Annotated in this window: 27 protein-coding genes; 9 read left to right on the top strand and 18 right to left on the bottom strand. The window is 62.5% G+C overall.

The window, feature by feature from the left end; all coding sequences use genetic code 11:
- The first annotated feature begins 28 nt into the window (after positions 1 to 28).
- Positions 29 to 1,684, top strand: a complete 1,656-nt coding sequence (locus BLR13_RS31730) for an acetolactate synthase large subunit (protein WP_074830882.1) — start codon at positions 29 to 31, stop codon at positions 1,682 to 1,684.
- A gap of 97 nt (positions 1,685 to 1,781) precedes the next feature.
- On the opposite strand, the gene BLR13_RS31725 is transcribed toward BLR13_RS31730, so the two are convergent.
- From BLR13_RS31725 to grxD, 3 genes are read right to left on the bottom strand one after another with little or no spacing between them, the layout of a single operon-like run.
- Positions 1,782 to 3,065 carry a serine hydrolase domain-containing protein gene (locus tag BLR13_RS31725; RefSeq protein WP_074815438.1) on the bottom strand — a complete coding sequence of 428 codons (1,284 nt, stop codon included), beginning with the start codon at positions 3,063 to 3,065 and terminating at the stop codon, positions 1,782 to 1,784.
- Positions 3,066 to 3,108: 43 nt separating this feature from the next.
- Positions 3,109 to 3,663, bottom strand: a complete 555-nt coding sequence (locus tag BLR13_RS31720) for an O-acetyl-ADP-ribose deacetylase (RefSeq protein WP_074815440.1) — start codon at positions 3,661 to 3,663, stop codon at positions 3,109 to 3,111.
- A complete protein-coding gene (gene grxD, locus BLR13_RS31715) occupies positions 3,660 to 3,998 on the bottom strand; it encodes a Grx4 family monothiol glutaredoxin (RefSeq protein WP_171944914.1) in 339 nt (112 codons plus the stop codon). Before grxD ends, BLR13_RS31720 begins: the two co-directional genes overlap by 4 nt.
- Before the next feature lie 293 nt (positions 3,999 to 4,291).
- Here grxD and egtB point away from each other — a divergent pair, with 293 nt between their 5' ends.
- Positions 4,292 to 5,545 (top strand): ergothioneine biosynthesis protein EgtB, encoded by a 1,254-nt coding sequence (gene egtB, locus BLR13_RS31710; RefSeq protein ID WP_074815447.1) that lies wholly within the window; start codon positions 4,292 to 4,294, stop codon positions 5,543 to 5,545.
- A gap of 47 nt (positions 5,546 to 5,592) precedes the next feature.
- Positions 5,593 to 6,564 carry an L-histidine N(alpha)-methyltransferase gene (gene egtD / locus BLR13_RS31705; protein ID WP_074815450.1) on the top strand — a complete coding sequence of 324 codons (972 nt, stop codon included), beginning with the start codon at positions 5,593 to 5,595 and terminating at the stop codon, positions 6,562 to 6,564.
- Positions 6,565 to 6,581: 17 nt separating this feature from the next.
- Here egtD and BLR13_RS31700 read toward each other — a convergent pair whose 3' ends face one another.
- Positions 6,582 to 6,956, bottom strand: a complete 375-nt coding sequence (locus tag BLR13_RS31700) for a hypothetical protein (protein ID WP_143039585.1) — start codon at positions 6,954 to 6,956, stop codon at positions 6,582 to 6,584.
- Positions 6,957 to 7,175: 219 nt separating this feature from the next.
- Between BLR13_RS31700 and BLR13_RS40720 the strand changes: the two genes are divergently transcribed.
- Positions 7,176 to 7,367 carry a hypothetical protein gene (locus BLR13_RS40720; RefSeq protein ID WP_143039586.1) on the top strand — a complete coding sequence of 64 codons (192 nt, stop codon included), beginning with the start codon at positions 7,176 to 7,178 and terminating at the stop codon, positions 7,365 to 7,367.
- A gap of 2 nt (positions 7,368 to 7,369) precedes the next feature.
- Here BLR13_RS40720 and BLR13_RS31695 read toward each other — a convergent pair whose 3' ends face one another.
- Positions 7,370 to 8,560 carry a low temperature requirement protein A gene (locus tag BLR13_RS31695; protein ID WP_074815457.1) on the bottom strand — a complete coding sequence of 397 codons (1,191 nt, stop codon included), beginning with the start codon at positions 8,558 to 8,560 and terminating at the stop codon, positions 7,370 to 7,372.
- Between the two features lie 30 nt (positions 8,561 to 8,590).
- Positions 8,591 to 8,827 carry a BolA family protein gene (locus BLR13_RS31690; protein ID WP_074815459.1) on the bottom strand — a complete coding sequence of 79 codons (237 nt, stop codon included), beginning with the start codon at positions 8,825 to 8,827 and terminating at the stop codon, positions 8,591 to 8,593.
- A gap of 203 nt (positions 8,828 to 9,030) precedes the next feature.
- Between BLR13_RS31690 and BLR13_RS31685 the strand changes: the two genes are divergently transcribed.
- Together BLR13_RS31685 and BLR13_RS31680 are read left to right on the top strand one after the other, a co-directional pair.
- On the top strand, positions 9,031 to 9,390 hold the full coding sequence (locus tag BLR13_RS31685) for a DUF427 domain-containing protein (RefSeq protein WP_074815462.1): 360 nt from the start codon (positions 9,031 to 9,033) through the stop codon (positions 9,388 to 9,390).
- An 84-nt stretch (positions 9,391 to 9,474) separates the two neighbouring features.
- The gene (locus tag BLR13_RS31680) at positions 9,475 to 10,656 is read left to right on the top strand and encodes an acyltransferase family protein (RefSeq protein ID WP_074815465.1); all 1,182 of its coding nucleotides are present in this window, start codon (positions 9,475 to 9,477) and stop codon (positions 10,654 to 10,656) included.
- A gap of 122 nt (positions 10,657 to 10,778) precedes the next feature.
- Here the strand turns inward: BLR13_RS31680 and purL are convergent, their stop codons facing one another.
- Entirely contained in the window at positions 10,779 to 12,986 is a 2,208-nt protein-coding gene (purL, locus tag BLR13_RS31675) for a phosphoribosylformylglycinamidine synthase subunit PurL (RefSeq protein WP_074815468.1), read from the bottom strand.
- A gap of 162 nt (positions 12,987 to 13,148) precedes the next feature.
- Between purL and BLR13_RS31670 the strand changes: the two genes are divergently transcribed.
- Positions 13,149 to 13,637 carry a PaaI family thioesterase gene (locus tag BLR13_RS31670; RefSeq protein WP_074815469.1) on the top strand — a complete coding sequence of 163 codons (489 nt, stop codon included), beginning with the start codon at positions 13,149 to 13,151 and terminating at the stop codon, positions 13,635 to 13,637.
- A gap of 81 nt (positions 13,638 to 13,718) precedes the next feature.
- Positions 13,719 to 14,708, top strand: a complete 990-nt coding sequence (locus tag BLR13_RS31665; RefSeq protein WP_244525297.1) for a DMT family transporter — start codon at positions 13,719 to 13,721, stop codon at positions 14,706 to 14,708.
- A 10-nt stretch (positions 14,709 to 14,718) separates the two neighbouring features.
- Here BLR13_RS31665 and BLR13_RS31660 read toward each other — a convergent pair whose 3' ends face one another.
- The 4 genes from BLR13_RS31660 to purC form a co-directional block, all read right to left on the bottom strand.
- Complete coding sequence (locus BLR13_RS31660; protein ID WP_074815472.1) at positions 14,719 to 15,684, bottom strand: tripartite tricarboxylate transporter substrate-binding protein; 966 nt, start codon at positions 15,682 to 15,684, stop codon at positions 14,719 to 14,721.
- Entirely contained in the window at positions 15,681 to 16,382 is a 702-nt protein-coding gene (purQ, locus tag BLR13_RS31655; protein ID WP_074815477.1) for a phosphoribosylformylglycinamidine synthase subunit PurQ, read from the bottom strand. The genes BLR13_RS31660 and purQ overlap by 4 nt, the downstream gene beginning before the upstream one ends.
- Positions 16,383 to 16,392: 10 nt before the next feature.
- Positions 16,393 to 16,632, bottom strand: a complete 240-nt coding sequence (gene purS, locus BLR13_RS31650; RefSeq protein ID WP_074815481.1) for a phosphoribosylformylglycinamidine synthase subunit PurS — start codon at positions 16,630 to 16,632, stop codon at positions 16,393 to 16,395.
- Between the two features lie 110 nt (positions 16,633 to 16,742).
- A complete protein-coding gene (purC, locus tag BLR13_RS31645; protein ID WP_171944915.1) occupies positions 16,743 to 17,510 on the bottom strand; it encodes a phosphoribosylaminoimidazolesuccinocarboxamide synthase in 768 nt (255 codons plus the stop codon).
- A 319-nt stretch (positions 17,511 to 17,829) separates the two neighbouring features.
- Between purC and BLR13_RS31640 the strand changes: the two genes are divergently transcribed.
- Positions 17,830 to 18,153, top strand: a complete 324-nt coding sequence (locus BLR13_RS31640) for a DUF1476 domain-containing protein (protein ID WP_074815484.1) — start codon at positions 17,830 to 17,832, stop codon at positions 18,151 to 18,153.
- A 93-nt stretch (positions 18,154 to 18,246) separates the two neighbouring features.
- Here the strand turns inward: BLR13_RS31640 and cynS are convergent, their stop codons facing one another.
- The 7 genes from cynS to BLR13_RS31605 form a co-directional block, all read right to left on the bottom strand.
- Positions 18,247 to 18,735: a cyanase gene (cynS, locus tag BLR13_RS31635; protein ID WP_074815486.1), complete on the bottom strand. Its 489-nt coding sequence runs from the start codon at positions 18,733 to 18,735 to the stop codon at positions 18,247 to 18,249.
- A gap of 67 nt (positions 18,736 to 18,802) precedes the next feature.
- Positions 18,803 to 19,759: an ABC transporter ATP-binding protein gene (locus tag BLR13_RS31630; RefSeq protein ID WP_074815489.1), complete on the bottom strand. Its 957-nt coding sequence runs from the start codon at positions 19,757 to 19,759 to the stop codon at positions 18,803 to 18,805.
- Between the two features lie 7 nt (positions 19,760 to 19,766).
- Positions 19,767 to 20,606: a nitrate ABC transporter permease gene (gene ntrB / locus BLR13_RS31625; RefSeq protein WP_074815491.1), complete on the bottom strand. Its 840-nt coding sequence runs from the start codon at positions 20,604 to 20,606 to the stop codon at positions 19,767 to 19,769.
- A gap of 157 nt (positions 20,607 to 20,763) precedes the next feature.
- Positions 20,764 to 22,155, bottom strand: a complete 1,392-nt coding sequence (locus BLR13_RS31620) for a CmpA/NrtA family ABC transporter substrate-binding protein (RefSeq protein WP_074815493.1) — start codon at positions 22,153 to 22,155, stop codon at positions 20,764 to 20,766.
- 109 nt (positions 22,156 to 22,264) lie between these two features.
- Positions 22,265 to 23,143 carry a sulfurtransferase gene (locus tag BLR13_RS31615; protein WP_074815497.1) on the bottom strand — a complete coding sequence of 293 codons (879 nt, stop codon included), beginning with the start codon at positions 23,141 to 23,143 and terminating at the stop codon, positions 22,265 to 22,267.
- Between the two features lie 52 nt (positions 23,144 to 23,195).
- Positions 23,196 to 24,320, bottom strand: coding sequence for an acyl-CoA dehydrogenase family protein (locus tag BLR13_RS31610; RefSeq protein ID WP_074815501.1), 1,125 nt, complete (start codon positions 24,318 to 24,320; stop codon positions 23,196 to 23,198).
- 36 nt (positions 24,321 to 24,356) lie between these two features.
- A complete protein-coding gene (locus BLR13_RS31605) occupies positions 24,357 to 24,899 on the bottom strand; it encodes an OsmC family protein (RefSeq protein WP_074830885.1) in 543 nt (180 codons plus the stop codon).
- Between the last annotated feature and the right edge of the window lie 170 nt (positions 24,900 to 25,069).

The raw sequence follows: 25,069 nt of genomic DNA, 5'->3' as shown, positions 1-25,069 counted from the left end.
ACCGTTGAAAAAATCGCCGGAGGTTACGATGCCCAAAGGCTCCGACTTGTTGGTTGCCGCGCTCGAGAACGAGGGCGTGGACCGCATCTTCGGCGTTCCTGGCGAAGAGAATCTCGACGTCGTCGAAAGCCTGCGGAAATCGTCGATCCAGCTGATCCTGACCCGGCATGAACAGGCTGCGGCCTTCATGGCGGCCACCTACGGCCGGCTGACGGGAAAGCCCGGTGTCTGTATCACGACGCTTGGCCCCGGCGCGCTCAATCTCGCGACGGGTGCTGCCTACGCGCTGCTGGGCGCGATGCCGATGGTGATGCTGACCGGGCAGAAAGGCATCATGAGCAGCCGTCAGGCGAAATTCCAGATCGTCGACGTGGTCGGCACGTTCAAGCCGTTGACAAAGCTTTCGCTGCAGATCGTCAGCACCTCAACGATTCCGACCCTGGTGCGCGATGCCTTCCGGATTGCCACGCAGGAACGGCCCGGCCCTGTCCTGCTGGAATTGCCCGAGGACATCGCCGGCGAAGAATCCGAACCGGTTGCGATGGTCGCGCAGCATCCGATTGAAATTCCGGTCGCCCACCGTGCTTCGCTCGATCGCGCGGCCGAGATGATCCTGAAGGCCAAGCGGCCGTTGATCATGCTGGGCGCCGCGGCTTCCCGGCCGCGAAGCACGACGGGAATCGCTGGATTCGTTCGACGCACCCAGATTCCGTTCTTTACGACCCAGATGGGAAAAGGCACCGCGCCCGGCGGCACCAAATTGTATATGGGGACAGCAGCCCTCAGCGAACGCGATTATGTCCATGAAGCGATCGACCGCGCCGACCTGATCATCGCCATCGGCCACGATACGATCGAGAAGCCGCCCTTCATCATGGGCCCAGGCGGGCCGCAGGTCATTCACGTCAGCTACACGCCTGCCAATGTGGAACAGGTCTATTATCCGCAATGCGAGGTGGTCGGCGATGTCGGCCCGAGCCTGGAACTGTTGGCCGACCGCCTCGAGGGCCGCCTGCCCAATGCCGGCGCGTTGTTAAGTCTCCGTGACGGCATTCTGAACCGAATAGCCGACCGGGCCACGGAAGCGCGATGGCCGCCGACGCCGCAACGTATTGTCCATGACGTGCGGCAGGTTATGCCCGAAAACGGAATCGTCGCGCTGGACAACGGCATGTACAAGATCTGGTTCGCGCGGAACTATCGAACGCTGGTCGCGAACACGCTGCTGCTCGACAATGCGCTCGCGACCATGGGGGCCGGATTGCCGTCGGCGATGATGGCGGCGATGCTTTATCCGGAACGCCGGGTGCTCGCGGTGTGCGGCGACGGCGGGTTCATGATGAACTCGCAGGAAATGGAAACCGCGGTACGACTCAAGTTAAATCTCGTGGTGCTGGTTCTGGAAGATTCCGCCTACGGGATGATACGCTGGAAGCAGGCGGTCGATCGTTTTCCCGATTTCGGCCTTACCTTTGGAAATCCGGACTTCGTCCGGTACGCCGAGAGTTACGGCGCCAAGGGCGCAAGGATCGAAAGCACGGAGGCGATCATCCCGACGCTCGAGCGCGCCTTTGCCGCAGGCGGCGTGCACCTGGTTGTCCTGCCGATCGATTACAGCGAGAACATTCGCGTGCTGGTCGATGAACTTCGCGAGAAAGTGAAGCGGGTAGATCAAGCTGACTAAAGTCCATTCCGATGAGATCGGAACGGACTCTAGATTTTTTATTTTGACGCGTTTTCTTGACGCGAACCGGTCTCCACTTCGCTTGAAAACGCTTTGGTTAATTCTCCAGCGCCTCATAGACCAGTTGCTTGAGGGTTCGCTGGACGCGCTGGCGTTCGGTCGGCGTCTGCTCCAGCAACACGAACATCATCTCCTGCTTGCGGTCGATCACCATGTAGCAGCCGCTGGCGCCGTCCCATTTCAACTCGCCGAGCGATCCCGGCGGCGGCGGCTTTGCGTTGCCGGCATCGGTTCGCACCGCAAGTCCCAACCCCATGCCAAAACCGTCGCCGGGAAAATAGAAATAGTCCCGCTCGACGTCCGAGCCCTTGCCGGCATAGTCGGTAGACATCATTTCGAATGTCTTCGGGTTGAGATAGGTCTTGCCCTCGAAGCTGCCGCCATTGAGCAGCATCTGCGCAAAGCGCGAGAAGTCCGCCATGGTCGAGACCATGCCGCCACTGGCGGATTCCCACTTCTGGCGCACTTCAGTCCGGTATTGGCGCCCGACACGAAAATCACTGTCATTCGGCAATGGCTGGGCGAGCCGCGAGAGCCTCTCCGGTTCGGTGACGAAGAAGCCGGTGTCGGTCATCCCGAGCGGATCGAGCAGCTTTTCCTTCTCGATCTCGAACAGCGATTTTCCGGACACGATCTCCATGATCCGCGCCAGGATGTCGGTGGAATGGCCGTATTGCCAGAGCGCGCCGGGCTGGTTGTGCAGCGGCAGCTTGGCGATCCGTTCGGCGAATTCGGCGAGGTCGAAGTCGCCCGCATAGATATTGGCGTCCTTGTAGGCCTTGCGCACCAGACTGTCGCCGTAGAAGCCGTAGGTGATGCCGGAGGTGTGGCGCATCAGGTCGAGCACCGTCATCGGGCGAGTTTGAGGCACCAGTTCAAGCGTCTTGGTGCCGTCCTCGGCCTTCTTCTCGATGCCGACCTTGGTATTGGCGAACGAGGGAATGTACTTCGAGACGGGATCATCGAGCTTGAGCTTGCCGTCCTGGATCAGCTCCATCGCGACCACCGAGGTGATCGCCTTGGTCAGCGAAGACAAGCGGAAGATGGTCTTGTCCGTGATCGGCGCCTTGGACACCACGTCCTGCACGCCAAACGTCTCGTGATAGACCGGCTTGCCGCGCTGCTGGATCAGGACGTCTGCGCCGGAGATCTTGCCGGTGGCAACCTCGTTCTTGAAAAACTCCGTGACCTTCGCAAGCTTGTCCGGATTGAAATGGGCGCCGGGTGGAATATCGAAAGTGCCTTCGGCGCGGACCGCGGGCGCAACCGCCAGCAACAGCGCGCCGCAGGCCAGCGCACGCAACATGTGACGAGAATTCATTAGACCCCCTCCCAGGAAATCGCCGGGGAGTGTAGCTGCGGTGTCAGCCGGCACAAGGGCTCCCGACCCCGGCCAAAGCCGCTTCATGCAAGCGGCCGCTGTCGCGGGAGAAGCAGCAGAACACCACGCGCGTCACAACGGGCGCTGTGGCCAGCGCCTCGGCGACGGTGGCAACCGCGATGCCGGCCGCGCGATCGGCAGGGAAGCGATAGACGCCGGTGGAGATTGCAGGGAAGGCTACGGAGGATAGTGCGCTGGCCTGGCACAGTTCGAGTGCGCGGCGATAGCAGGAAGCGAGCAATTGATCCTCGCCAGCGTCGCCGCCGTGCCAGACCGGCCCGACCGCATGAATCACATGTTTGGCCGGCAGCCGGTAGCCCTTGGTGATCTTGGCGTCGCCGGTGGCGCAGCCATGCAAGGTGCGGCATTCGGCAAGCAGTTCGGGACCGGCAGCCCGATGGATCGCGCCATCGACACCGCCGCCGCCGAGCAGCGACGAATTCGCGGCGTTGACGATGGCGTCAACGCGCAGACCGGTGATATCGGCAACAACAACTTCCAGCCGCGCCTTGCCGATCAGGCGCGCGGTGTCGCTCAGGCCGAGGCCGCCGCGCTGACGGTGACGCCCTTGTCGGCGAACAGCTGCTGCAATTCACCGGCCTGGAACATCTCGCGGATGATGTCGCAGCCGCCGACGAACTCGCCCTTGACGTAAAGCTGCGGAATGGTCGGCCAGTTCGAATAGGTCTTGATGCCGTTGCGCAGGTCGGCGGATTCCAGAACGTTCAGGCCCTTGTAGCCGACGCCGACGTGATCGAGGATCTGCACCACCTGGCCCGAGAAACCGCACTGCGGAAACTGCGGCGTCCCCTTCATGAACAGCACGACGTCGTTCGACTTCACTTCATTGTCGATGAATTGTTCGATGCTCATCTTCATTTCCTTTTGGGGCACCGCCCCCTGCCGCTAGGTCTGACGGGACGATTTAACCCGCTTACTGGCCATATATGTAGCCCAAACCGTTGTGCATCCAAAGTAAAATGCCGGGGAGCTGGCATGCGCGGGGCCCGGTCCACGGCCCGGGGCGGGACCGGCCATCATCTGACGGCACCAATATCATCGCCCGGGGAGGCTTTTTTCCCGGAGCGGAACCCCTATCTAGGACGGACTGTCCGTCAGGAACCAGTTCGCCAGACTAACGTTCTCTCTCTTGACCGGAGACACCAGTGACGAAATCAGTATCCGCCGCGGCCTTGTTGGCCACGTCAGCCCCGTCACTTTTCTCCGATTCCGGCAGCCTCGCCCAGAATCTGGTCGAGGCTTACCTCGTCGTCCGGGACGAAACCGAGCGCCGGGCGGCGCCCTTGAGCCCCGAAGACCAGCTGATCCAGTCGATGCCGGACGCGAGCCCGGCGAAATGGCACCGCGCCCATACCACCTGGTTCTTCGAGCAATTCCTGCTCGGCGAGCACAGCCCGGGCTATCAGCCGTTTCATCCCGACTACGCCTTCCTGTTCAATTCCTATTACGTCAGCGCCGGACCGCGGCACGCCCGCCACCAGCGCGGCCATCTGACCCGCCCGAGCGCGGAAGAAGTCACTGCCTATCGCCGCCATGTCGACGCCGCCGTCGTGAAATTCTTCCAGACCGCCGATCAGGCCACGCTGGCCAAACTGGTTCCCCTGGTCGAGGTCGGCCTCAATCACGAGCAGCAGCATCAGGAATTGATGCTGACCGACATCCTGCACGCCTTTGCGCAGAACCCGATTCCGCCGGCCTACGATGCGGCGTGGCGCTTCCCGGCGTCGCAGCGAACGGCTGAGGAATGGGTCGCCCTCAACGAGGGCATCCACACCGTCGGCCATACCGACGACAGCTTTCATTTCGACAACGAAAAGCCGGCGCATCGCGCGCTGGTCGGCCCGGTCAGGCTCGCCCGCAACCTCGTCACCAACGCCGAATGGCTCGCCTTCATGAAGGATGGCGGCTACGGCACGGCCACACTGTGGCTGATGGACGGCTTTGCCGCTGTCAATAACGAAGGCTGGCAGGCGCCCGGCCACTGGCGCCAGGTAGGCGGCGAATGGCGGATCATGACGCTCGGCGGCCTGCAGCCGGTCGACCGACAGGCCCCGGTCAGCCATGTCAGTTATTACGAGGCGGACGCATTCGCGCGCTGGGCCGGCAAGCATCTGCCGACCGAGATGGAATGGGAGGTCGCTGCCCGCGCCGGCCAGCTCAACGATGCCTTCGGCATTGTCTGGCAGTGGACCCGCAGTTCCTACTCGCCCTACCCCGGCTACCGCGCCATCGAAGGTGCGCTCGGGGAATATAACGGCAAGTTCATGGTCAACCAGTTGGTGCTGCGCGGCTCCTCGTTCGCAACGCCCGCCGGTCACAGCCGCATTACCTACCGCAACTTCTTTTATCCGCACCACCGCTGGCAATTTACGGGGTTACGCCTCGCCGACTACGTCTGAATTTCCGCCGATCAAGGCGCGCCGGAAAGCGCGTTCAGGAGAGTATCATGAATGTGCATGCCGCCGCTTTGACCCAAGTGCACCGGTTCGACGAAGCGACCTCGGCCTTTGCCGGCGACGTGATCGGCAACCTGTCGCAGCATCCGAAACGGCTGTCGCCGAAATATTTCTACGACGCCGCGGGATCGGAGCTGTTCGAGCAGATCACGGTGCTCCCCGAATATTATCCGACCCGCACCGAGCTCGGGATTTTGCGCAGCCGCGGCGACGCGATCGCCGCGATCATCCCGAAGGGCGCCGCACTGGTGGAATTCGGCGCCGGCGCCACCACCAAGGTTCGCCTGCTGCTGGAGCGCTGTGAGTTCGGCGCCTATGTCCCGGTCGATATCTCCGGCGATTTCCTCAACGCCCAGGCCGATGCCTTGCGCAAGGATTTTCCCGATCTTGCGGTCTATCCGGTCGCTGCCGACTTCACCGCGCCGTTCGCGCTGCCGGCCGAGATATCCGGCCCGCCGAAGGTCGGCTTCTTTCCGGGATCGACGCTCGGCAATTTCGAGCCGCACGAAGCCAGCGCCTTCCTGCGCAGCGCGCGCCAGATTCTCGGCGAAGGCGCACAGATGATCATCGGCGTCGACCTCGAAAAGAACGAGCGCGTGCTCTACGATGCCTACAACGATGCCGCCGGCGTCACCGCACGCTTCAATCTCAACGTGCTGGTCCGCATCAACCGCGAACTCGGCGGCAATTTCGACATTTCCGGTTTCATGCATCGCTCGATCTACAATCGCGAGCGTCATCGCATCGAGATGCACCTGATCGCCAAGAAGGCGCAGTCGGTGCGGATTTTGGGACAGAATTTTTCATTCCGCCCCGGCGAAAGCATCCACACCGAGTCGAGCTATAAATACAGCCTCGAACGCTTTACCGCGCTCGCGCGCCAATCCGGCTGGTCGATCCGCGACTCCTGGACCGACGCCGAACGGATGTTTTCGGTGCATGCGCTGGTGGCCGAGGGCTGACACCCGGCGACCAGCCGTCACTCGATCCCGCCGCCACAGCTCCTGGCCTTGGACTTGTGACGGGCCGGTCGCGGCCTGCGGCCCGGCACGATCCGCGGCGCCGGGGATATCCAGTGGTCGGACAATCGCTCGGCATCCAGCAGCCAGGCGTGAATGATTCGCCATTTATCCTGGCCGCGGGCCTGGAAATCCAGAAGCGGCGACTTTGCGTCCTGAAGTTCGTGGAAGAATTTCAGCGAGTCTTTGCCGGTGGGGCCGCCCGCATCGAGCGGCCGCGTTGAAATCCACAGATCCCACTGCTGAATAATCAGAATTCTTGCTTCACTTTGTTTCATCGGCGCGTGTTCCCAGCCACGGGAACCGTGGGGACTGAGGGTGGTCGCGCTGGTCAAAGTGAAAGCATGGTGTCTGCGCCGCCGCGCGCCTCAACACCATGCAGGTGGAATGTGGCAGAGAATGGTTAACGATTCCTAACCTTGATCGATTACGTCAGCAAATCGCTGCATCCCTGCTGCGGTTTCCCCTCCGAAACGTCCAAATTTTGACTCCGACTCAGCCAATCCTGTCCTGACGACTTGGCTGGGGTGAGTTCGTGCCAGGGGGTACCAGTGATGGGTAAAGCGTATTTTTTGTCTGGCGATGCTGGACAACCCGTGGATTCGCCGTCCGTCCATGACGACGATGGCTGGGATGCCGAGGTCAGCAGCGAGACGGAGTCGCTGCTCGAGGAAAATGCCAGACTCCGGGCGCTCGTCGTCCAGCTTTCGACGCTCGTCCTCAAAAACGTCGTCGAGCAAAAATAGCTTCAGGCTTGTTCCGGCTCTTCCGGCCTGGATCGCAACGAAATCGATTCCCACACCGCGACCACGACCATGATTGCCGATGTGATGATCGACAGCATCAGCGGCGACAGATCGCCGGCGAACCATGCAAGCCCGCACAATGCGACGATGCCGACGCCGTGCGAGAGCTGGAGAAAGCCGCGAAAGCTGTGCTTGAACAGGATCGTTCCGAACAGGAACAGCAGCGGACCGCCGATCGCGCTGAGTACCGTCTTGAGATCGGAATGACCGGCCGGGTGCTTCAGCACCAGTTCGTCGGCCACCGCTGACACGATGATGCCGGCCACGATCGGCATGTGAAGGTAGGTATAGGCCAGCCGCGCCAGCCTGCCCGGCTCGCTCGACCTGGAAATCTGCTCGGAGCCGGCTTCGGCGCCCTTGTGGAAATAGATCCACCACATCGCCAGACTGCCGACGAAGGCCGAGGCGAACGCCACGACGTTTTCGGTGGTCCAGGTCAGGTCGGCAAAGGTAGCACCGGTCACGACGATGGATTCGCCGAGCGCGATAATGATGAAGCCGGCGCAGCGCTCGGCCATGTGGCCGCCCTCGACGACCCAGTCCGCGATCGAGGACGCGCCGTATCGCGGGATCCAGAATCGTACCACCGGCGAAACATATTCGATCGCCAGCGCAATCGCCCACAGCACCAGCCGCGATTGACCTTCCATCAACCCGCCGGCGATCCAGAATATCGCCGACACCGCAAGCCAGGTCGTGATGCGGACCGCATTCATGCGCGCCGGCGGCCGCGAAGACGGCGTCACGATCCATAGAAATACCGTCTTGCCGACCTGCATCGCGGCATAGGCGATGGCGAACCACAGACCGCGTCCGTCGAACGCCGAAGGGATCGAGGTCGAGAGCACCAGCCCGCCGAGCGTCAGCGCAAACAGCAACAGCCGGACCGGCGCCTTTTCGGGATCGAGCCAGTTGGTGATCCAGGAGGTGAAGACCCACACCCACCACACCGCGAGAAACAGCAGCGTGACATGCACGACGCCGAGCAGGGTAAAGTCGGCCAGCAGCGTGTGCGAGATCTGCGTGACCGCGTAGACGAAGACGAGGTCGAAGAACAGCTCGGCATAGGTGACGCGGCTGTGCTGGTTCGGCATGATCGGGCGCCACATCGCGCCGCGTGGATTGTCCGCCATCGGTGCGCCCCGCTCCGCCCGACCCTGCGGCTAGCCTCCCGGCACGCCGGTCTGCAGCGCCAGCGCGTGCAGCACGCCGCCCATCTGTCCCTTCAGCGACTGGTACACGATCTGGTGCTGCTGGACCCGCGACTTGCCGCGGAAGGATTCCGAGATCACGGTCGCGGCGTAATGGTCGCCGTCGCCTGCGAGATCGCGGATCGTCACCTCGGCATCGGGAATAGCTGCCTTGATCATCGATTCGATATCGTGGGCGTCCATCGGCATCCAGCATGTCTCCGTCAGATGTTTCGCATCACGCAAATACTTCGAATCAGGGTCCGCTCGCGCAACCGTGACAGCCGAACCTAGCGCGTACGCTCTTCTAGGTCACCCTTTCCTGCACTATATTCCCGCTCCAGACGTTTTGAACATGTGATATCCGGTCACGTCGTATTGCGACGAAATGACCGAAAAAGAGGCTGCCCGCCATGAAACTCCCCGGTCCCGACCACCCGATCACCATTACGGCAAACCCGAAGCGCGTCCGTGTCTCGGCCGGCGGCGTAGTGGTTGCAGATACCACCCATGCGCTGACCCTGAAGGAAGCGAGCTATCCAGCTGTCCAGTATGTGCCACGCACGGACGCCAATATGGCGCTGCTTGCCCGCACCGAGCGGACCACGCATTGCCCCTACAAGGGAGATGCGAGCTATTTCAGCGTCAATGCCAACGGCAAGAGCCTCGAGAACTCGATCTGGACCTATGAGACGCCGTTCCCGGCCATGGCGGAGATCGCCGGCTACCTGGCGTTCTATCCGGACAAGGTGACGATCGAGGAAGTGGCGTAGCCTGCTTCAATTAGTCGCCCGGCTGCTTGGCCCGGACGGTACCTGCGGGTAGAGTTGGCTTGAATCAACTTGCGCGGGGTGCCCATGACAACCGTTTCATCCGTTGGACCGGCCGACGTTCACGCCGTACCCAAAGCCAAAGCGCGCAACTTCTCGATCGATCGCGCCCGCACCTTCCTGACGCTCGTGGTCCTGCTTCACCACGCGATCATCCCCTATACCTATTTCGGCCACACCGATCCGAAGTCTTTCTTTGGCTTCGACATGATCGTGCTCGCTACCGACAGTTTCTTCATGGCGATGTTCTTTTTCCTCTCCGGGCTGTTTGTGTGGCCGAGCATTACCCGGAAGGGGCCAGCGAACCATTTGAAGGACCGACTGCTTCGGCTTGGCCTGCCGTTCGTGATCTGCGCGTTCACGATCATTCCGATCGCCTACTACGCCATCTCGCTGCGGCAGAATCCGGAGATCGGTTTCGCCGAGTTCTGGTGGAAGACGATTACGGTCGGCCCGTGGCCGAGCGGGCCGGTCTGGTTCCTCTGGGTCCTGTTCGGCTTCGACCTCGTTGCATGCCTGCTGTTTCGGCTATCACCCACCCTGCTCGAGCCGATCAACCGCCTGTCGCTGAACGGTCACGACCGGCCCGGGGAATTCTTCGTCGTGATGTTTGCTGTCACCGCCGCGCTCTACGTTCCCGGGCGAATTCACTTTGGCGCTGGCAGCTGGTTCGAGTTCGGGCCGTTCTCGGTCCAGCATGGCCGCGTGCTGCTCTATGCGAGCTATTTCTTTTTCGGCGCCGGCATCGGCGTCCTGAATATGAATCGCGGGCTGTTGGCGGCAGACGGCAAGCTCGCTCAGCGTACCTGGAACTGGGTGTTGCTGGCGCTCGTTCCGTATTGCGCGATGTGGGTGCTGATCTACATCAAGCGCGAAATACTGGGGAATCCGGTGCGGCTGCCGGAATGGTACGAATCGGATTACGGTTTCTGTTTCGCGCTCTTCAGCGTGGCCATCCTGTTTTTGATCCTGGCCTACTTCCTGAGATTCAAGCAATCCGGCCGGAGCATGCTCGATCCCATGCAGGCGGACGCCTACGGCATGTTCCTGGTCCACTATCCGATCGTGCTGTGGCTGCAATACTGGCTGTTCGATTACGACCTGCCCGCCGTCGTCAAGGCAATGACGGCGTTCGTGCTAACGGTGATATTGAGCTGGGCCGCGACGGCGGCGCTGCGGAAGATTCCCGGCGCGACGCGGATACTTTAACCCCTGTAGCCCGGATGAGCCAACGGGTCGCGCGAAGGCGCGCCCGATGACGGGCTCCGCGACATCCGGGGACCGTGTCTCTGGAAATCCCGGATATCGCTTCGCTCTTCCGGGCTACGAAATCAGGACGCCTTGCCGTTCATATAGGCCGGCAGCCAATGCTCGAACGCTAACTTGAGCGCGGTCACAGCGACCGGCGCCTCGCCGGCGACCGCAATCGCATCCCCACCTGTCGAACCAATGCGCACACAGGGGACGCCGGCGCCCTTCATCTTGGCCAGTACGAGACCTGCTTCCGCCGCCGGCACCGTCACGATGTAGCGGCCCTGGTCCTCGCCGAACCAGTAAGCGTGCGGCACGATCGAGCTCGGCGCTGCCAATAGCTGGGCACCGATGCCACCAGCCATCGCCATCTCGGCCAGCGCGATCAGAAGCCCGCCGTCGGAGATATCATGCACCGCGGTCGCGGTGCCGGCGTGGATCATGCCGCGCACCACGTCGCCATTGCGCTTTTCGGCTGCGAGATCGACCGGCGGCGGTGCGCCTTCTTCGCGGCCGCAGATGTCGCGCAGGTAAACCGACTGTCCGAGCCAGCCCTGGGTATCGCCGATCAAGAGGATCGCTTCGTTCGACGCCTTGAAGGCCAGCGTCGCCGACTTGGTGAAATCGTCGAGCAGGCCGACACCGCCGATCGACGGCGTCGGCAGGATTCCGCGGCCGTTGGTTTCGTTGTAGAGCGAGACGTTGCCGGACACGACCGGGAAGTCGAGCGTGCGGCAGGCTTCGGAGATGCCTTTCAGGCAGCCGACGAACTGGCCCATGATTTCGGGCCGTTCCGGGTTGCCGAAATTGAGATTGTCGGTGATCGCAAGCGGCCGCCCGCCGACGGCGGTGATGTTACGCCAGGCTTCGGCGACCGCCTGCATGCCGCCCTGATATGGATCGGCCTCGCAATAACGCGGCGTCACGTCGACGGTGAGCGCCAGCCCCTTCGGGCCGTCCTGCACGCGCACGACAGCGGCATCGCCACCGGGGCGCTGCACGGTATTGCCCAAAATGACGTGGTCGTATTGCTCCCAGACCCAGCGCCTCGAACAAAGCTCCGGCGTGCCGATCAGTTTCTCCAGCGCGGGCATAATTCCGATCGGCGGCTTCACGTCCTGGGCGCGAACCATCGGCAACAATGCCGACGCCACATGCGGGCGATCATAAAGCGGCGCCTCGTCGCCGAGTTCCTTGATCGGCAGGTCGGCCATGACGTCGCCGCCATGCTTGACCACAAAGCGCTTGCTCGGCGTGGTGTAGCCGACCACCGCGAAGTCCAATCCCCATTTTTTGAAGATCGCCTCGGCCTCTTTTTCCTTCTCGGGCTTGAGCACCATGAGCATGCGCTCCTGGCTTTCCGAGAGCATCATCTCGTAGGCGCTCATGCCGGTTTCGCGCGTCGGCACCGCGTCGAGATCGAGGTCGACGCCGAGATCGCCCTTGGCGCCCATCTCGACCGCCGAACAGGTCAGGCCCGCCGCACCCATGTCCTGGATCGCGATCACGCAACCGGCTTCCATGATTTCGAGGCAGGCTTCGAGCAGCAGCTTTTCCGCGAAGGGATCGCCGACCTGAACGGTCGGACGTTTCTCTGCGGAATCGTCGTCGAACTCGGCCGACGCCATCGAGGCGCCGTGAATGCCGTCGCGGCCGGTCTTGGAGCCGAGATAGACGATCGGCATGTTGACGCCGGAGGCCGCCGCGTAGAAAATCTTGGTGGTCTCTGCGAGGCCGACCGCCATCGCGTTGACGAGGATGTTGCCGTCGTAGCGGGTGTGGAAGCGCACCTGCCCGCCGACCGTCGGCACACCGAACGAATTGCCGTAGCCGCCGACACCGGCGACCACGCCCGACACCAGATGGCGCGTCTTCGGATGTTCCGGCGCGCCGAACGAAAGCGCGTTGAGGCACGCGATCGGCCGCGCGCCCATCGTGAACACGTCGCGCAGGATGCCGCCGACGCCGGTGGTCGCGCCCTGATACGGCTCGATGTAGCTCGGATGGTTGTGGCTCTCCATCTTGAACACGACCGCCTGGCCGTCGCCGATGTCGATGACCCCGGCGTTCTCGCCGGGGCCCTGGATCACCCACGGCGCCTTGGTCGGCAGCCCCTTGAGATGGATGCGGGAGGACTTGTACGAGCAGTGCTCGTTCCACATCGCCGAGAAAATCCCGAGCTCGGTGAAAGTCGGTACCCGTCCGATCAGTTTCAGGATGCGCTCATACTCGTCGGGTTTCAGGCCATGGCTGGCGACGAGTTCGGGGGTGATCTGGGGTTGGTTCATGGGTCTCTTATTAGGTAGATCGACGGGGTGCGAAAAGGCCTTTTATGGCGCATTTCCGCCCTGTCCAGAGCTTTGCGGGGGGAGCCTTGCGGGATCGGCGTTTGCACATCGCTCCCGGATCGGATTTAAGGGCTGAAACACGCAATTGAAGGGCTATTTTTAGTGAACGAGCTCCCCAAAAATGCATTCCGCCACCGCCCCGATCTGCACGTCGCAACCAAGGGCGAATTCAAGGGCTGGCGCACCTGGACCCGTGACAGTTTTGAGACCCATAACGGGCCGTACTGGCACCGGATCGACGAAAACGGCAAGGTGCAGTGCGCGTTCCGGGTCGAACAGAAGCACCTCAACGGCATGCGCAACGTCCATGGCGGCGCCTTCATGTCGTTCGCCGATTATTGCCTGTTCGCGATCGCCTCGTCCCACCTCGACAGCCCCGGCGTCACCATCGGCTTTTCCTGCGAATTCCTCGACGCCGCCCGCGAGGGCGAGTTGATCGAATGCGACGGCGAGATCACCCGCGCCGGCGGCTCGCTGATCTTCCTGCGCGGCACGCTGAAATCCGGCGATCGTTCGCTGTTCACGTTTTCCGGCACCATCAAGCGGGTGAAGCGGAAGCCGCCGACGGCAGCGTCCCCCGCAACACCGTAGTTTTTTCGCACCTTCCGCGCACCACCTGATAAACAAGCGGACGTGCCGGGAGCCATCAAGTTGCCGAAGAGCAATGCCGCGATCGAAGGCGAATCAACGCCTGCATCACCGTCGGATCCGGCCGGCGTTGCAAAAGCCCCGCGCGGCTGGCGCGATTATGCGTTGCTGCTGGCGCTGGCGTGCTGCTGGAGTTCGACCTATCCGCTGACCAAGATCGGACTCGGTTCGATCCCGCCGATCACCTTCATCTCGGCGCGCTCGCTGATCGCAGCGCTGTTCCTGCTCGCGATCCTGTACGCGCGCGGCCTGCGGATCCCGACCGACATCAAGGCCTGGAAGCTGTTCGCGTTCCAGCAGACCATCAATTCGACGATCCCGTTCCTGATGATCACCTGGGCGCAGCAATTTGTGCCGGCGGCCCCCACCGTGGTGCTGGCCTCGACGACGCCGATCTTCGCGTTCCTGATCACCTGGGGCATCACCCGGCACGAGCCGGCGACGCTGCTCAAGCTCGCCGGCGCGATGCTGGGTCTTGCCGGCACCGCCGTGATCATCGGCCTCGACGCGCTGGGCGGGCTCTCCAGCAACCTGTTTGCCGAAATGGTGATCCTGCTCGCCACCGTCTCGTTTGCGTGCGCGACCATCTTCGGATTGCGGCTGTCCGATTACGACCCGATGGTGGTCGCGGCCGGATCGCTGCTGTTCGGTGGCACGCTGCTATTGCCGGTCGCGCTCATCGTCGAGCATCCCTGGACCTTGCACCCGACACGCGAGGCCCTGATCGCCACCGCCACGATGGGGATCTTCTCCAGCGCGTTCGGATTGATGCTGTTCTACATGTGCCTCGGCAGGCTCGGCACGCTGACCACCAACGCGCAAGGCTACTTGCGCATTCCGATCGGCGTCGGCCTCTCGGTGCTGCTGCTCGGTGAATCCGTACCGGCGAATCTCGCGCTCGGTCTCGTGCTCGTGATGGCCGGCGTCGCCGCGATGACGATTCCGAAAGACCAGTATGGGAAGTGGCTCAACCGGTTGCGCGGCAAAACTCCGGACCCAGCCGCAGGCGAATAGGCTCTGTCGCCTACTTCTTCTCTTCCAGCAGCTTGCGGTATTTCTCGACATCGCGCGTCACCAGTTTCCCGAGCACGTCGGGCGTGTGCTCGCTAGCGTCGGGGGCGACGGTGGAGAGATCGTAGAAGCGCTTTTTCACCGGCTCGCTTTCGACCGCCGTGCGTGCCGCCGCGTTCAATTTCTCGATGATCGCCGGCGGCGTGCCCTTTGGCGCGAACAGGCCGTTCCAGCCCTGCGCCTCGAATTCGGGAAGGCCCGCCTCCGCCGACGTCGGCAGATCGGGCAAGGTTGCCAGCCTCACGGTCGAGCCGACCACGAGGCCCCGCACCAGCTTGTCGTCGATCGCCTGCGACACCGAGGCGGCGGCATCGCAGACGCCGTCGATCTGTCCGCCGATCGCATCCGTCAGCGCAGGTGCGGCGCCGCGATAGCCGACCAGCGTGACGTCGATGCCGGCGGCCTGCACGAAGCTCTTGCAGATCAGGAAGTTCGACGAACCGACGCCGGCATGGCCGAGATTGATCTTGCCGGGATTGCTCTTCGCATAGGCGATGAACTCCTGCAGGTTCTTGGCCGGAAAGTCCTTGCGCAGCGCGACGATGCCGAACGTCTTCGCCACCATGGCAATGGGGGCGAACGAGTCCGGCGTGAACGGCAGTTTCGGATAGATCGTGTAGGTCGCGGCACTGGTGCCGGCGTTGCCGATCGCGATGGTGTAACCGTCCGCGTCGGCGCGCGCGGCGCGTGCCAGTGCGGTCGAGCCGCCGGCGCCCGCGACATTCTCGATCACGACCGGCTGACCCAGCGCCTTGCCCATCTCTTCGGCGACCGCACGCGCGATCACGTCGGAGGTGCCGCCGGCTGCGAACGGCACAATCATGGTGATGGGATGCTTCGGAAAATCCTGCGCCTGCGCGGGAATCACGAACGAGAGCGCCGCGAGCGCGACCGCCAGTCTGGCCACGAATGAGTTCACGCGGCTTTTTCCAGGTGTGCCACAAGGCCGGCAAACAGGCCGCGGCCGTCGGTGCAGCCCATGATGTCTTCGACGTGGTTTTCCGGGTGCGGCATCATGCCGAGCACATTGCCGCGCTCGTTGACGATGCCGGCGATCGAATCCGCGGCGCCGTTGATGTTGGAGGCCTCGTCGACCACACCCTCCGCCGAGCAGTAACGGTACAGCACCCGCCCCTCGCCCTCGAGCCGCTTCACCGTCTCTTCGTCGGCCTCGTAATTGCCTTCGCCATGGGCAACCGGCACCCGAATGACCTGGCCGGCGTTGTAGCCGCGCGTGAACGGCGTGTCTGACCGTTCGACCCGCAGATGCACGTCCTTGCAGATGAATTTCAGCCGCGCGTTGCGCATCAGCACGCCGGGCAGAAGACCTGCTTCGCAGAGGATCTGAAAACCGTTGCAGACGCCGAGCACGAAGCCGCCTTCGGCGGCAAACGCCCGCACCGCATCCATGACAGGCGCGCGCGCGGCAATCGCGCCACAGCGCAGATAGTCGCCATAGGAAAACCCGCCGGGCACCACGACGAGGTCGGTACCCTTGGGCAGCGCGGTCTCGGCATGCCAGACCATCGCGGACTCATGGCCCGATGCCAGCTTCAAGGCGCGCGCCATGTCGCGCTCGCGATTGATTCCGGGAAAGACGAGAACGGCAGATTTCATTGATTGCAGCCTAGAGAAGTTCGACCCGGTAGTTCTCGATCACGGTGTTGGCCAGCAGCTTGTCGGCGGCGGCTTTCAGGGCCGCCTCCGCCTTGGCCTTGTCGGAGCCGGAGAGTTCGATGTCGAACACCTTGCCCTGACGCACGCTGGCGACGCCATCGACGCCGAGCGTTTTCAGCGCGCCTTCGATGGCCTTGCCCTGCGGATCGAGAATGCCGGACTTCAACGTAACGGTAACGCGTGCTTTCATATCAACCCCGTCATTCCGGACGAGCCGCGCAGCGGGTCGATCCGGAATCTCGCGCAATAAACTTCTGGATTCCGGGTTCGCGGTCTACGCCCGCGCCCCGGAATGACGTCCTAGCTTTTGACGAGCACCGGGCCGCTGCCGGCCGGACGCTCGTTCTCCATCAGAATGCCCAGACGCTTGGCGACCTCGGTATAGGCCTCCAGCAGTCCACCGAGATCCCGGCGGAAACGATCCTTGTCGAGCTTCTCGTTCGACTTGATGTCCCACAGCCGGCATGAGTCCGGCGAGATCTCGTCGGCGACGATGATCCGCATCATGTCGTTCTCGAACAGGCGGCCGCATTCCATCTTGAAATCTACCAGACGGATGCCGATGCCGAGGAACAGCCCGGTCAGGAAGTCGTTGACGCGGATGGCGAGCGCCATGATGTCGTCGATTTCCTGCGGCGTTGCCCAGCCGAACGCCGTGATGTGCTCTTCCGAGACCATCGGGTCGTTGAGTTGGTCGTTCTTGTAATAGAACTCGATGATCGAGCGCGGCAGTTGGGTGCCTTCCTCGATGCCGAGACGCTGCGACAGCGATCCCGCCGCCACGTTCCGCACCACCACCTCCAGCGGCACGATCTCGACTTCGCGAATCAGTTGCTCGCGCATGTTGAGGCGGCGGATGAAATGGGTCGGCACCCCGATGTCGTTGAGGTGCTGAAACAGGTACTCCGAAATCCGGTTGTTGAGGACGCCCTTGCCCTCGATCACCTGGTGTTTCTTGGCATTGAACGCGGTCGCATCGTCCTTGAAGTGCTGGATCAGGGTTCCCGGCTCCGGGCCTTCATACAGGACCTTGGCCTTGCCTTCATAAATGCGGCGTCGACGGCTCATTGGGATGTACCGTGTTTTGTTGAAATCCATGAATTTGGTGTGCTCCGGATGACAAGGGTTACGACCACGACGGAGCTGCCGTGAAGGCCGGGAACTCGAATACAAGCACTGGAAACAGAACAAGAACCTGACCTGGGGGCAACCTACCTGATTGGCCTATCCAGCACAATCGATCCGGCCCGGTTGGGCCCAACTTATACCGGTTGCCCTGCGGCTTAACGGCTCGTTGTTTTGCCGATTCGCCGCCTCTATCTAGGTGTGCGAGCGGACCGCCGCAATGCGACCGCGTTTACCATTTGCCGGGATTGGAACCACAGAAATGACCACTTTCGACAAGCGCGAGGAAGGCTTCGAGAAGAAGTTCGCCCTCGACGAGGAGCTGAAATTCAAGGCCGAGGCGCGCCGCAACAAGCTGCTCGGGCAATGGGTGGCTGAAAAGCTCGGAATTACCGGCGATGCCGCCACCGCCTACGCCAAGGAAGTGGTTGCCGCCGATTTCGAGGAAGCCGGCGACGGCGACGTGCTCAGCAAGGTGATGGGCGATATCACGGCCAAGGGCGTCGCCCTCAGCGAGCAGCAGATCCGCGTCAAGATGGACGAGCTGATGGCACTCGCGGTCACGCAGGTGAAGGCGGGGACGTAAGGCCTGTCGTCATTCCGGGGCGTGCGAAGCGCGAACCCGGAATCTCGAGATTCCGGGTTCGCGTCTGCGACGCGCCCCGGAATGACGTGACCGCTACTCCTCCTTGAACCCGTATTCCGGCACGTTGCCGCTGGCGCCGTAATACTTGTACGGCAGGAATTTTCCGGACATCGAGATCTTGACCCGGTCGCCCTTCGGATTGGCGACGCGCTCCATCACCATGTCGAAATCGATCGCCGACATGATGCCGTCGCCGAATTCCTCCTCGATCAGCGCCTTCCAGGCCGGGCCGTTGACCATCACCATTTCGTAGAAGCGGTAGATCAAGGGATCGGTCGGCGGCATCGGCGTGCCGGTGCCGCGCATCGGCACCTCGTTCAGCATCGCGGTCTCGGATTTCGACAGCCCGAACAATTCACCCGCATTGGCGGCCTGCGGTTTTGTCAATTTCATCTGGCCGAGAATGGCGCCTGTTATCAGCACCTCGGAATAGCCGCCGATCTTTTCGCAGATGTGCTTCCAGCTCCAGCCCTTCTCGCGCTTGATGTCGAGCAGCTTTTCAGTGAGGTCTTCGCGTTTCATGTGTCGTCTCCTTGGCACCCGTCATGCCCGGGCTTGTCCCGGGCATCCACGTCTTTTCTTGTTCAGTCTAGGAAGACGTGGATGGCCGGGACGCAGACAAGTTTACGCAGTCTGCGCCTGCTATGCCCGGCCATGACGCCTGCCTTGAATCATCTCCTACCGACGCAATCGCCAGATCCGGCAGACCAGGCCGCACCGTCGGCACGTTGCGGGGGTCGTGGTTGGTCACGGTGGCGGTAAAGGTCTTGCTGCGGCTGACCAGAAAATCGACGATATGATTTCGCAGCGCGTAGTAATAGGGGTGGCGGTGCAGATCGATGCGGCCGCGGTCCTTCGGCAGCGGATTTTCGACGATCTCGGCCAGCACGGCACCGGGGCCATTGGTCATGAGGAAGATCTTGTCGGCGAGATAGATCGCTTCATCGACATCGTGGGTGATCATGAAGGCGGTCTGGCCGGTCTCCAGACAAATCCGCCGCACCTCGTCCTGCAGCGTCCCGCGGGTCAGCGCATCGAGCGCCGAGAACGGCTCGTCCATCAGCATGATTTTTGGCGTGATCGAGAGCGCACGCGCAATGCCGACGCGCTGCTTCATGCCGCCCGACAGTTCGGATGGGCGCTTGTGCTCCGAGCCGGTCAGGCCCACGAGGTCGATAAAGGTCTGCGCGTGGGCCTTCACTTTGGCGCGGTCCCAGTTGCGCCATTTCGAGGTCACGGCATAGGCGACGTTGCCGAGCACCGTGCGCCACGGCAACAGCGCATGGCTCTGGAAAATGACGGCACGGTCGAGGCTGGTGCCCTCGATCGCCTGCCCGTCGACAATGACCGTGCCTTCGCTCGGTTGGTCGAGGCCGGCCAGAATGTTCAGCACCGTGGTCTTGCCGCAGCCGGAATGGCCGATCACGCAGCCGAATTCGCCGCGTCCCATCGACAGCCACAGGTTTTCGAAGATCGTGGTGGTAGCCCCATCGACGCCGGGATAGCGCCGCGCGATACCTTCGATCGAAATGAACTTGTCGGTCATGTCAGGGTCATTCCGGAAACGTGACCAGGCGCGTGAAGCGCGCCAGCACCTGGTCGAGCAACATGCCGACGACCCCGATCAGCAGGATGGCGATGATGACGTTGGTGATCGAGAGGTTGTTCCACTCGTTCCAGACGAAGTAGCCGATGCCGGTGCCGCCGACCAGCATCTCGGCCGCGACGATCACGAGCCAGGCGATCCCGATGGAGATGCGCATGCCGGTCAGGATCGTCGTCGCCGCGGCCGGCAGGATCACGGTGAAGGCGCGCCTGACGGTGCCGACCTCCAGCGTGCGGGCGACGTTGATCCATTCCTTGCGCACCGCGGCGACCCCAAAGGCGGTGTTGAGCAGCATCGGCCACACTGAGCAGATGAAGATGACAAAAATCGCGGAGATGCTGGAATCCTTGATGGTGTAGAGCGCGAGCGGCATCCAGGCCAGCGGCGAGATCGGTTTCAGCACCTGGATGAACGGATCGAGCGCCTTGTTGATCAAGGGCGACATGCCGATCAGGAAGCCGAGCGGGATCGCGACGATCACCGCCAGCAGATAGCCGAGGCCGACACGCGCGATCGAATAGCCGAGCTGGATACCGAGGCCCTTGTCGTTCGGGCCATTGTCGTAAAACGGCCGCTTGAGGTGCTCCCACAATTTGGCGCCGACATCGAGCGGACCCGGCATCGCCGACTTGCCCTGCGTTGCCGTCAGCCCCATCAGCTTGGCGTATTCCGGCGTCATGGTGGCAACAGCCGACGTCGAGCGCGTGGCGAGGTGCCAGATGCCGAGGAACGCTGCGAACAGCGCGATCGAAACCACGGCGGCGCGAAAGCGGAGAGAGAAGGTCATCTCCTTCTCCCCGCTTGCGGGGAGAAGGTCGGGATGAGGGGCTGCTTCCGCAGACTGCGCTCGTGGAGAGTCCCCCTCACCCGGATCGCGCGCTGCCGCGCGCCATCCGACCTCTCCCCGCACGCGGGGAGAGGCAAAGCAGAAGCAGTTACCTCGCTCACGTCACCTTCCTGATCTTGAAGCTCGCCAGATAATCGTCCGGCTTGGTCGGGTCGAACGTCTTACCCATCACGGCGAAGGATTTGTACGAGGACGACGGCGGCGTCAGTCCCATCTCGGTCATCACCTTGCCGGTGTCGGTGGCGAGATAGACCTGTTCGGCGACCTGCTTGTAATCGACATCGCCCTTGATCTGGCCCCAGCGCTTCATCTGGGTCAGCATCCAGACCGCGAACGACTGCCAGGGGAACGGATCGAAATCGACGCGCTTGGCGTCGGTCTTGATACCGCCGAGACCATCGGCGTAGGTGCCAGTGAGGACCTGCTCCAGCACCGTGACCGGGGCGTTGAGATAATTGGCAGGCGCAATCGCCTCCGCGATCTGCTTGCGGTTCTCGGCCTTCGAGGCATAGGCGGTGGCGTCGACGATGGCGCGTGTCAGCGCCGCAAAACTGTTCGGCGATCCCGTGATGAATTCCTTGCTCGCGGCAAAGCTGCAGCAGGGATGGCCGTCCCAGATTTCCTTCGACAGGATATGCAGAAAGCCGACGCCGTCATAGATCGCGCGCTGGCAGATGTTGTCGGGCGCCAGAAAGCCATCGATGTTGTCGGCACGCAAATTGGCGACCATTTCCGGCGGCGGCACCGAGCGGAGCTGCACGTCGGTGTCGGGATCGAGGCCGTGTTCGGCGAGGTAGTAGCGAAGCAGGTAATTGTGCATGGAATAGTCGAACGGAATGGCGAACTTCATGCCCTTCCAGTCCTTGGGATCGCGCTTGTCCTTGTGCTTCATGGCAAGCGTAATGCCCTGCCCGTTGATGTTCTCGATCGCCGGCACTGCGAACGGGATCGGCTGCGCACCGAGTCCCAGCGAGATCGCGATCGGCATCGGCGCCAGCATGTGCGCGGCGTCGTATTCCTTGTTGATGGTCTTGTCGCGGATCACGGCCCAGCCGGCGGTCTTCACGACTTCGACGTTGAGGCCCTGCTTGGCATAGAAGCCGAGCGGCGACGCCATGATGATCGGCGTCGCACAGGTGATCGGGATGAACCCGACCTTGAGATCCTTTTTCTCGGGCACCCCGGCGTCGGCGAACGCTTCGGTCGCGGCCTTGATCGGAAAGAATTGCGAGATCGCGGCCAGCGCGGTCGAGGCGCCGACCGATCTCAGAAAGGCGCGGCGCGCGGCATCCCTGGGAAACATCGCGCGAACCACCGCGGAGGCCACGACGCCCTGGTAGCGTTTTTCCTCACTCTCGGTCGGCACCGGTTCGCAGCGCAGCGCCAGCGTCGCATGCTCATGTTCGGCCGCGGAGCGATGCTGGCCGCAGATGCAGCCGGCCCGCGAAAGCGCGCGGTCGGAATCGAAGGGATCATCGAAAGTAGACATGCTGCGCCCCTTTGTCACACCGGCGCGGCGGAAGTCCCATTCCGCCGCGATCCGGTCATTGATTCACGGCCCGGCCTTTGCTGGCCGGGCCGTAAGCAACATGCACGTTTTATGCCGCCCTGCCTGTTATCCGGGCATCCGTTGGCAAGCCCTCCTCGATCGGCAGCGACGGATCGCGCGACCACTCGTTCCAGGAGCCAAAATACATCCGGACGTCCTTCACCCCTGCGTTCTTCAAAGCGAGGAAGGTGTTGGAGGCACGCGCGCCCTTGAAGCAGTAGAGATAGACTGGCGTGTTCGGGGTGATCCCGACGGTGGCGCATTCCGCCAGGATCTCGTTTTTGGACTTGAAGCGCGGCCCTTCGGCGGTCGGCTTCATCATGCGGTACCATTCGAGCCAAACCGCGCCGGGGATGCGTCCCTTACGCGGGCAGAAATCCTTGCCGTAGGGCGAGGAGCTTTCGCCGATCCATTCGTCGATATCGCGCACGTCGAGCAGCGCGATGCCGGGCTTGCCGACAGCGGCCAGCATGGTCTTGGCATCGATCAGGATGTCGCCTGCCACAGGCACGATCGAGAACGACGCCTTCACCGGCGACGGCACGTCTTTCGTCACCGGCAGTCCGGCAGCCGCCCAGGCGTCGTAGCCGCCATGCAGAACCTTGATCTTGGCATAGCCGAGCATGGTGAGGAGGTAATAGCCGCGGCAGGACTGACCGAAGCCGGAATTCATCGACTGTTCGTAGATGACGGCGGTTTCCTTGCCGGACAATCCGGCGGCGCCGAACGCATCGGCGAACTTCGTCTTCAGTTCGGCCATGCCTTCCGGCGTCGAGGTCGCAAGGTAGGTGAAGATTTCGTGGACGTTGACGGCGTTGGGGAGATGTCCGGCGCCGTAGGCATCGGGATTGCGGGTGTCGATGACGACACAGGGTTCCTTCTTCAAGAATTCGGCGAGTTCACCGGCAGAAATCAGCACGTCCGTCATGGCAGGCCTCTCCTGTTTTGTGGTTGCTAGTGGGTGGTCGATCCGAAATCCTCTAGTGTTCATCGCCTGCCAGCATCTTGCGAAGCTGCTTGGTGGCGGGGGTGATGATGGCGACGAAATAGGCCTCGCGCAGCCGGCGCTGGGCGCGATGGCTCTTCAGATATCCGCGCGCGCCGCAATGGAGCATCGCCGCATGCGCGGCCGCGACGCTGGCGTCGCCGAGACGAAGCCGTAGCGCCACGACGCGGCGCCAGTAGCTGTCATCGGCATTGTAGGGATCGCGCGCCAGCGCCATCGTCTCCTTCTCGAACTCGGCATGCAGCTCGCGAAACTGCACCGGCTGTTGCGGCAGATAGCGGTTGACGTGGCCGAGCGGCGCGTCGACCTCGTCCATGATCTGGATGCAATCCTTGATCAGGCCGAGCCCCATGCCGGCCTGCAGCAGGATGAAGCCGGCGCGGATCTTCTTGACGAACGGACGTGCGGTTTCGGCTAGGATCAGTTCATCCGGCACGAAGACGTCGCGGAACTGCACGCCATAGGTGCCGGTGCCGTCCATGGCGAGAAACGGTTTGCACGGCTGCAGGGTGATCCCGGGATTGGAGCAATCGGCCAGGAACATCACGATGCTGCCCGGCTCATCCTCGCGTTCGAAGATGGTGCCGAAATAATGGTCGGGACCGAGATTGGAGACCCAGGGCAGCGCGCCCTTGACGACATAACCGCCCTCGACCTTGCGTCCCTTCAGTTTGAGCTTCTCGATGCCGAAGAAGCTCTTCATCGGATTGGAGAGACCGGTACCGCCGAGAATTTGCCCCGAGGCAAATTTTTCCGCGAATTTGGCGACGAGCGCGGGATTGTCCGAGTTGGACGCGTACCAGACCAGCGTGTTCTGGCACCACGCCATGAAGGCGGTGGCGCCGCAGACTTCGCCGAGTGCTGCGATCGACTGAATGGCGCAGCGCAGGTCGGCTGCGCCATTCTCCGGCTGATGACTGCCCCAAGCCCCGACGTCGCCAAGCCGCCGCAGCAACTCGTCGGGATAAACTGTGCCTTCGTCGATCGCCACCGCCTGGGGTGCGAGGTTCTTGCGCGCGATGACGGCGACCTGATCGGCGATCGATGCCGATGGCAGGACGTCGTCAACCGCGAGCCTGGATACCGCCAATGAACCCATGAAACCCTCCGCACCCCGTTTGGCTGTCGTGGCTGCTTAAGCGCTGACTTCGAGATTGACCGGGCGGGTAAAGGTGTTGGCGACCGGCGACCACTTCTTGACGTGATCCACCAGCGCATCGATCTCGGCTTTCGGAACGCCCTCGCATTCCATGTCGACCTTGACGCGGACGTCGGTGAAGCCGACCGGCTTCTCGCTGACGTCGCCGGTGCCCCAGACCGCTGTGATGTTGAGGTCGCCTTCGAGCTCGAGTTCGAGCTTGTTGACGATCCAGCCGCGGTGAACGGCATTGGCGTGAAGGCCGACCGCGAGGCAGGAACCGAGTGCCGCGAGCGAGGCTTCCGACGGATTGGGCGCGGTGTCGTCGCCGAGCAGGCCCGGCGGTTCGTCGACGATATAGGGCGCGAGGTTGCGGATGTAGTTGGCGTGACGGAACTTGCCTTCCGCCACCGTCTTGCACTTCAAGGTCTTGATGACCTTCGGATTGGCCTTGCCGTTGGCAATCAGCTGTTCCAGCCCGTTCTTGTCGATCGGAGCCAGGCAGCCTGTGAGTACTGTTTTTTGTGCGACCGCGGTCATCATTTCTCTCCCTAGGGGGTAGGATACCGAACGGTCTGTTTCCTGCACGAAGCGTGCCAGACGCGAGCTTTGCCAAAAGCCGAACTTCTCTCGCCGCTTAGCTGTCTCTGCCTCGAAATCGGTCAGCGCCGCGTTGCACAAGCGCGATGCAATTGCCGCGGCAGCGCGAT

The organism is Bradyrhizobium ottawaense, from assembly GCF_900099825.1.
In the GTDB taxonomy this organism is placed as follows: domain Bacteria; phylum Pseudomonadota; class Alphaproteobacteria; order Rhizobiales; family Xanthobacteraceae; genus Bradyrhizobium; species Bradyrhizobium ottawaense_A.
This window is presented reverse-complemented; position numbering and strand designations above follow the sequence as displayed.

Excerpts from the sequence above, each read along its gene's own strand:
- BLR13_RS31610 (WP_074815501.1), bottom strand. The coding sequence starts at position 24,320 with ATGGGTTCATTGGCGGTATCCAGGCTCGCGGTTGACGACGTCCTGCCA.
- BLR13_RS31620 (WP_074815493.1), bottom strand. The coding sequence starts at position 22,155 with ATGTCTACTTTCGATGATCCCTTCGATTCCGACCGCGCGCTTTCGCGG.
- BLR13_RS31690 (WP_074815459.1), bottom strand. The coding sequence starts at position 8,827 with ATGCCGATGGACGCCCACGATATCGAATCGATGATCAAGGCAGCTATT.
- BLR13_RS40720 (WP_143039586.1), top strand. The coding sequence starts at position 7,176 with ATGGGTAAAGCGTATTTTTTGTCTGGCGATGCTGGACAACCCGTGGAT.
- BLR13_RS31725 (WP_074815438.1), bottom strand. The coding sequence starts at position 3,065 with ATGAATTCTCGTCACATGTTGCGTGCGCTGGCCTGCGGCGCGCTGTTG.
- egtD (WP_074815450.1), top strand. The coding sequence starts at position 5,593 with ATGAATGTGCATGCCGCCGCTTTGACCCAAGTGCACCGGTTCGACGAA.
- BLR13_RS31615 (WP_074815497.1), bottom strand. The coding sequence starts at position 23,143 with ATGACGGACGTGCTGATTTCTGCCGGTGAACTCGCCGAATTCTTGAAG.
- cynS (WP_074815486.1), bottom strand. The coding sequence starts at position 18,735 with ATGAAACGCGAAGACCTCACTGAAAAGCTGCTCGACATCAAGCGCGAG.
- purQ (WP_074815477.1), bottom strand. The coding sequence starts at position 16,382 with ATGAAATCTGCCGTTCTCGTCTTTCCCGGAATCAATCGCGAGCGCGAC.
- BLR13_RS31640 (WP_074815484.1), top strand. The coding sequence starts at position 17,830 with ATGACCACTTTCGACAAGCGCGAGGAAGGCTTCGAGAAGAAGTTCGCC.
- BLR13_RS31630 (WP_074815489.1), bottom strand. The coding sequence starts at position 19,759 with ATGACCGACAAGTTCATTTCGATCGAAGGTATCGCGCGGCGCTATCCC.
- BLR13_RS31605 (WP_074830885.1), bottom strand. The coding sequence starts at position 24,899 with ATGACCGCGGTCGCACAAAAAACAGTACTCACAGGCTGCCTGGCTCCG.
- purL (WP_074815468.1), bottom strand. The coding sequence starts at position 12,986 with ATGAACCAACCCCAGATCACCCCCGAACTCGTCGCCAGCCATGGCCTG.
- BLR13_RS31695 (WP_074815457.1), bottom strand. The coding sequence starts at position 8,560 with ATGGCGGACAATCCACGCGGCGCGATGTGGCGCCCGATCATGCCGAAC.
- BLR13_RS31680 (WP_074815465.1), top strand. The coding sequence starts at position 9,475 with ATGACAACCGTTTCATCCGTTGGACCGGCCGACGTTCACGCCGTACCC.
- grxD (WP_171944914.1), bottom strand. The coding sequence starts at position 3,998 with ATGAGCATCGAACAATTCATCGACAATGAAGTGAAGTCGAACGACGTC.
- purS (WP_074815481.1), bottom strand. The coding sequence starts at position 16,632 with ATGAAAGCACGCGTTACCGTTACGTTGAAGTCCGGCATTCTCGATCCG.
- BLR13_RS31730 (WP_074830882.1), top strand. The coding sequence starts at position 29 with ATGCCCAAAGGCTCCGACTTGTTGGTTGCCGCGCTCGAGAACGAGGGC.
- purC (WP_171944915.1), bottom strand. The coding sequence starts at position 17,510 with ATGAGCCGTCGACGCCGCATTTATGAAGGCAAGGCCAAGGTCCTGTAT.
- BLR13_RS31685 (WP_074815462.1), top strand. The coding sequence starts at position 9,031 with ATGAAACTCCCCGGTCCCGACCACCCGATCACCATTACGGCAAACCCG.
- ntrB (WP_074815491.1), bottom strand. The coding sequence starts at position 20,606 with ATGACCTTCTCTCTCCGCTTTCGCGCCGCCGTGGTTTCGATCGCGCTG.